The organism is Acidovorax delafieldii 2AN (assembly GCF_000175235.1).
GTDB classification, from domain to species: Bacteria; Pseudomonadota; Gammaproteobacteria; order Burkholderiales; family Burkholderiaceae_C; genus Acidovorax; species Acidovorax delafieldii_B.
On sequence record NZ_ACQT01000299.1, the window covers coordinates 1 to 3851 of the forward strand.

4 protein-coding genes are annotated in these 3851 nt (G+C 67.2%); 1 reads left to right on the plus strand and 3 read right to left on the minus strand.

Annotated features, from left to right (window positions below; all coding sequences use genetic code 11):
- From ACDELDRAFT_RS19990 to ACDELDRAFT_RS20000, 3 genes are all read right to left on the minus strand, one after another.
- The coding region (locus ACDELDRAFT_RS19990; protein WP_005799868.1) for a PhoD-like phosphatase N-terminal domain-containing protein at positions 1–287 on the minus strand (287 nt) is incomplete at its 3' end.
- A 30-nt stretch (positions 288–317) separates the two neighbouring features.
- Entirely contained in the window at positions 318–1844 is a 1527-nt protein-coding gene (locus ACDELDRAFT_RS19995; protein WP_005799869.1) for a GGDEF domain-containing protein, read from the minus strand.
- Positions 1845–1933: 89 nt separating this feature from the next.
- The gene (locus tag ACDELDRAFT_RS20000; RefSeq protein ID WP_005799870.1) at positions 1934–2908 is read right to left on the minus strand and encodes an NADPH:quinone oxidoreductase family protein; all 975 of its coding nucleotides are present in this window, start codon (positions 2906–2908) and stop codon (positions 1934–1936) included.
- Positions 2909–3032: 124 nt separating this feature from the next.
- On the opposite strand from ACDELDRAFT_RS20000, the gene surE reads away from it, so the two are divergent.
- Positions 3033–3815, plus strand: a complete 783-nt coding sequence (gene surE, locus ACDELDRAFT_RS20005) for a 5'/3'-nucleotidase SurE (RefSeq protein WP_040330053.1) — start codon at positions 3033–3035, stop codon at positions 3813–3815.
- Positions 3816–3851: the final 36 nt, after the last annotated feature.

Genomic DNA, 3851 nt, shown 5'->3' on the forward strand with positions numbered 1-3851 from the left:
AGGGCCGGCAGTGCCGGAGCCTGCCCGCGCTGCACGATGCGCCGGAAGGCCGGGTCGTCGGCCAGTTCCCAGTGCACGGTGGGCGGCGTGGCGAAAGGCTTGTCGGCCGCGGGCAGCAGCCTGGTCCAGAGCACCACGCCGTCCGGGGTGGGGTCGCCGCTGGCCACGCCCAGCGCAAAGGGGTCGTGCTGCAGCGGGCTACTGCTCCAGGCCCAGCGGGGCAGGGTGCCGGCCGCGGCTGTCAGACTGGCGTATTGCAGGAAGGCACGGCGTTGCAGGGGTGTCATGGCAGCGGGTGGTGGGTGTGGGGACGAGGGTCAGGCGGCCATGACGCGGTTCTTGCCCGAGCGCTTGGCCAGGTACATGCTTTTGTCGGCGCGCTGGATGGCCTCGGTGCTGGTTTCGCTTTCGCCCAGCTGCGCCACACCGGCGCTGAAGGTGATCAGCACCTTTTCCTTGCCCTGCAGGAAGAACCGGGTGGTCAGCTCGCGCTGCAGCCGTGTCATGGCCGCGACGCCATGGGCGACGGGGGTGTCGGGCAGGATGAGCACGAACTCTTCGCCGCCATAACGGGCCAGCAGGTCTTGCGGGCGCATGACTTCGCGCGTGACCTGGGCCAGGTGCACCAGCGCCGCATCGCCAGCGGTGTGGCCCAGCCGGTCGTTGATGGTCTTGAAATTGTCGATGTCGAGCAAGGCCAGGCACAGCGGGGCGCCCCTGCGGCGCGCACGGGCGATTTCGCGCTCCATGGCCTCGTCCAGCCCCTTGCGGTTGAGCGAGCCGGTCAGGGGGTCGTGGCGCGCCTGGGCGCTGGCGCGGTCGAGTTCCTGCTGAAGCTGCGCAATTTCGGCGCGCTTGAGCTCGGTGCGCTCGCGCAGCTCGTGAAGCTCGTCGTGGGCCACGCGGCTGTCCAGGGCCATCGAGCGGGTGGCCTGCATCACTTCCTGCAGGACGGGGGCAATTTCCTCGATGGTGCTGGCCTTGCCGATCAGGTCGGCGCAGCGCTCCATGGTGCCCTGGTAGGTGGTGCTGGAGTCGGTGATGCGCGCCAGGCGCTCGATGAAGGTGGACAGCATGTCCTTCATCTGCTCCTGGGCCTCCTGGGTGCGGGCGTGGGCTTCGGTCTGCTTGAAGATCACGTCCTTCAGGCGCCGCTGCACATCGTCCAGGCGCCGCAGCGTGAGCGGCGGCGTGGACGCGGCCATCAACGCTTCCACCTGGCCGTGGAGCCAGCGGTCGTCCAAGCTCAGCGCAGCAATGTTTTCGAACACCATGTGCAGCAGGTCGAGCAGGCTGGCGCGGATGGCGGCCTGGTCTTCGGTGGCAAACGACACCCGGTAGGTGAAGTTGCCCAGCATCAACTGCACGGTGGAGACGGGCGGGGCGGGTTCGCGCAGGAAGCTGGTGAGCTGCTGCGCCATTTCGTGCACCCGGGCATCGTCTTCGCCCAGCGCGGGCAGAAGGTTGTCGATCAGGCGGGCCAGGAGCTGCGCCAGCTCTTCGGGCAGGATGGCCAGTGGGGTTGCTTCCACCGCCACGGGCTCGGCCGACGCTGGATTGAGCCCGAGGTTGGCGTAGCCCACCATGACGCTTTGCAGGGACGACCAGTCGCGGGTCTCCACGGCACGCTCGAACTGGCCCAGCAGCCGCTTCTGCGCGGGTGTCTGGCCCGGCAGCACCCGCGTGATGTGCTGCAGCGGTCCCTCAGGAAAAACGGGGGGGCTGCGGACGCCTGCAATCTCGTCGTACAGCGCCAGATAGTTGTCCGGCGTGGGGGCCAGCCGGCGGACGGCCAGTTGCTTGAGTGTTTCGCGGGCAATTTCTGAAGGGGAGCGGTCCGCCATGTTCGAGCATCTGTACTAGGGGGCTGGGATGCGCGAGTTTGACACAGGCGCCGGCAGCGTTTGGGCCATGCCGCCGGTCCGCCGCGCGATCAGTTGACCATGACGAGCTTGCCCATCACGCCGCGCGAGCCCATGTGGGCGTAGGCAGCGGGCAGCTCGGCCATCGGCATGGTGCGGTCGATCACCGGTTTGATCTTGCCCTGGCCGTACCACTGCGCCAGCTCGGCCATCATGGCGGCGTTGGCCTTGGGTTCGCGCTTGGAGAACTCACCCCAGAACACCCCGACGATCGACGCGCCCTTGAGCAGTGCCAGGTTGAACGGCAGCGCCGGGATGGGCCCAGAGGCAAAGCCCACCACCAGGTAGCGCCCGCGCCAGGCGATGGAGCGGAAGGCCGGCTCGGCGAAGTCGCCGCCCACAGGGTCGTAGATCACATCAGGGCCTTTGCCGTCGGTGAGTGCCTTGATCGCGTCGCGCAGGTTCTCCTTGCTGTAGTTGATGGTGGCGTCGGCGCCGATGGAGGTGCACAGCGCGCATTTCTCGTCGCTCGAGGCGGCCGCGATCACGCGCGCGCCCATGGCCTTGGCGATCTGGATGGCGGCGGTGCCCACGCCGCCAGCGGCGCCCAGCACCAGCACCGTCTCGCCCGCCTTGAGCTGGGCACGGTCTACCAGCGCGTGGTGCGAGGTTGCGTAGATCATGATGAAAGCGGCGGCATCCACGTGCGAAAACCCGTCCGGCAACGGCATGCACAACGCGGCCGGAGCGATGGTGTGGGTGCCAAAGCCCCCGGTTCCCGAGAGGCAGGCCACGTTCTGGCCGACTTTCAGGTGCGTGACGCCTTCGCCCACCGCCTGTACGACGCCCGCGTATTCAGAGCCTGGCACGAAGGGCAGGGGCGGCTTCATCTGGTATTTGTTCTGCACGATCAGCAGATCGGGAAAGTTCAGGCTGGCCGCCTTGATCTCGATGAGCACCTCGCCCGCCTTGGGCGTGGGCGTGGGCAGTTCGGTCCAGGTGAGTGCGTCAACGCCGGTGGGGTTGGTGCAAAGCCAAGCGTGCATGGGATGTCTCCTGTCAATGGTGGCCTGCATGATAGGTGGCGCTTTGTGGGCGCAATGTCCCACGAGCGACCAGCGCGGCGATGGCGTGCGCAACCTACAATCCGTTGCAACCCGCACAGTGACCATGAAGATTCTTCTCTCCAACGACGACGGCTACCAGGCTCCGGGCATCGTGGCGTTGTACGACGCGCTCAAGACCATTGCGGACGTGGAGGTGGTGGCGCCTGAGCACAACAACAGTGCCAAGTCGAACGCGCTGACCCTGCATTCGCCGCTGTATGTGCAGCAGGCCGCCAATGGCTTTCGTTATGTGAATGGCACGCCCGCCGACTGCGTGCACATTGCGCTCACGGGGCTGCTGGCTTACCGCCCCGACCTCGTGGTGTCGGGTATCAACAACGGCGCCAACATGGGCGACGACACCATTTATTCGGGCACGGTGGGCGCCGCCATGGAGGGCTACCTTTTCGGCATACCGGCCATGGCGGTTTCGCAGGTGGACAAAGGCTGGGGCGAGATCGAGGCGGCAGCGCACAAGACCCGCGAGATCGTGGCGCAGATGATGGCGCAGAACCTGGTGACCGAGGCGCCGTGGCTGCTCAACGTGAACATTCCCAACATGCCGCTGGAGGCCTTGCGGCCCCTCAAGTTCTGCCGCCTGGGGCGGCGCCATGCCGCCGAGCGCGTGATCACGCAGGAAAGCCCCCGGGGCGAGGTGATGTACTGGATAGGCAGCGCTGGTGCTGCCAAGGACGATGCCGAGGGCACCGACTTCCATGCAACGGCGCTGGGCCATGTAGCGGTCACGCCGCTGAAGGTGGACCTGACCGACCACGACAACCTGGGGTATTGGGCGCAGACGGCGTCCCGCTTGGCGGCCGCAGATGCGGCCGGCACCGGGCGGTGATGCAGCGCCGACCCGGCTTCCCTGCACGCCTGGAGG

Excerpts from the sequence above, each read along its gene's own strand:
- ACDELDRAFT_RS19995 (WP_005799869.1), bottom strand. The coding sequence starts at position 1,844 with ATGGCGGACCGCTCCCCTTCAGAAATTGCCCGCGAAACACTCAAGCAA.
- ACDELDRAFT_RS20000 (WP_005799870.1), bottom strand. The coding sequence starts at position 2,908 with ATGCACGCTTGGCTTTGCACCAACCCCACCGGCGTTGACGCACTCACC.
- surE (WP_040330053.1), top strand. The coding sequence starts at position 3,033 with ATGAAGATTCTTCTCTCCAACGACGACGGCTACCAGGCTCCGGGCATC.